Origin of the sequence: Mycobacterium sp. E2462 (assembly GCF_001672685.1) — a bacterium.
In the GTDB taxonomy this organism is placed as follows: Bacteria; Actinomycetota; Actinomycetes; order Mycobacteriales; family Mycobacteriaceae; genus Mycobacterium.
This window is the reverse complement of the sequence record NZ_LZKC01000030.1, coordinates 1-1,284: the sequence shown is the minus strand read 5'-3', so window position 1 is coordinate 1,284 and position 1,284 is coordinate 1. Positions and strand designations below refer to the sequence as shown.

2 protein-coding genes are annotated in these 1,284 nt (G+C 74.8%); one reads left to right on the top strand and one right to left on the bottom strand.

What is annotated here, in order from left to right:
* The coding region (locus tag A5714_RS01740) for an aminodeoxychorismate synthase component I (RefSeq protein ID WP_156747127.1) at positions 1-649 on the top strand (649 nt) is incomplete at its 5' end.
* Between the two features lie 7 nt (positions 650-656).
* Here the strand turns inward: A5714_RS01740 and A5714_RS01735 are convergent.
* Positions 657-1,284 (bottom strand): 16S rRNA (cytidine(1402)-2'-O)-methyltransferase (locus tag A5714_RS01735; RefSeq protein ID WP_068282099.1); only part of this gene is annotated, 628 nt, incomplete at its 5' end.

The window sequence follows — 1,284 nt, the reverse complement described above, 5'->3', positions numbered from 1 at the left end:
CACCTCCCCCGCCCGGGCGGCCTTCGTCGCCGGCGGCTGGGGCGCGGTGGCGTCGCTGTCCCCCGAGCTGTTCCTGCGCCGGCGCGGGACACTGGTGATGTCGAGCCCCATCAAGGGCACCCTGCCGCTGGATGCGTGGCCGTCGGCGCTGCGGGCGTCGCCCAAAGAGGTGGCCGAGAACATCATGATCGTGGACCTGGTGCGTAACGACCTCGGCCGCGTCGCGGTGGTGGGCAGCGTGACCGTGCCCGAGCTGCTGGTGGTGCGCCGCGCACCGGGCGTGTGGCACCTGGTGTCGACGGTCTCGGCGCGCGTGCCGGTCGAGCTGCCCACCGCAGCGCTGCTGGACGCCGCATTCCCGCCGGCGTCGGTCACCGGCACGCCCAAACACCGTGCCCGCCAATTCCTTTCGCAGTGGGAACCGAACCGGCGCGGGATCTACTGCGGCACCGTCGGTTTGGCGTCGCCCGTCGCCGGGTGCGAGCTGAACGTCGCCATCCGCACCGTGGAGTTCGACGCCGACGGCGGCGCGGTGCTCGGCGTCGGCGGCGGCATCACGGCCGACTCCAACACGGACGCCGAGTGGGCCGAATGCCTGCACAAGGCGTCGCCGATCGTCGGCCCGGCGCCCGTCGCCCAGGCGGGCTGAGCGGCGCTCAGTCGCGGCGGGCCTGCAACACCGCGTCGTAGAGCTGGCGCGACCGCACGCCCGGATGGGCCGACGCCACCTCGCCGCAGGCGTCCTTGACGCGGCTGCCGCCCGCGACCAGGTCCTCCACCTGCGCGACCAGCGACGGCAGGTCGGCGCGCGGGGTCGCCCCGGCCAGCACGACGGTGATCTCGCCCAGCACGCCGTCGGCCGCCCATTGCGCCAGTTCGGCCAGCGAGCCGCGCACGACTTCCTCGTGCACCTTGGTCAGCTCCCGGCAGACCGCCGCCCGGCGATCGGGGCCGAGCTCGTCGACGGCGTCGGCCAGACATTCCGGCAGCCGCCGCGGGGACTCGAAGAACACGCAGGTGCGCGCCTCGTCGGCCAGCGCCGCCAGCCAGGCCCGCCGGGCCGCCTTCTTGCGCGGCGCGAACCCCTCGAAGCAGAACCTGTCCGACGCCAGGCCGGACACGGCCAGCGCCGTCAGCACCGCCGACGGCCCCGGCAGGCAGTGCACCGGCAGGCCGTGCTGCACGCAGGCGGCGACCAGCCGGAAGCCGGGATCGCTGATCACCGGCATCCCCGCGTCGCTGACCACCAGCACCGTCGCCCCGGCCTGCATGGCCTCGACCAGC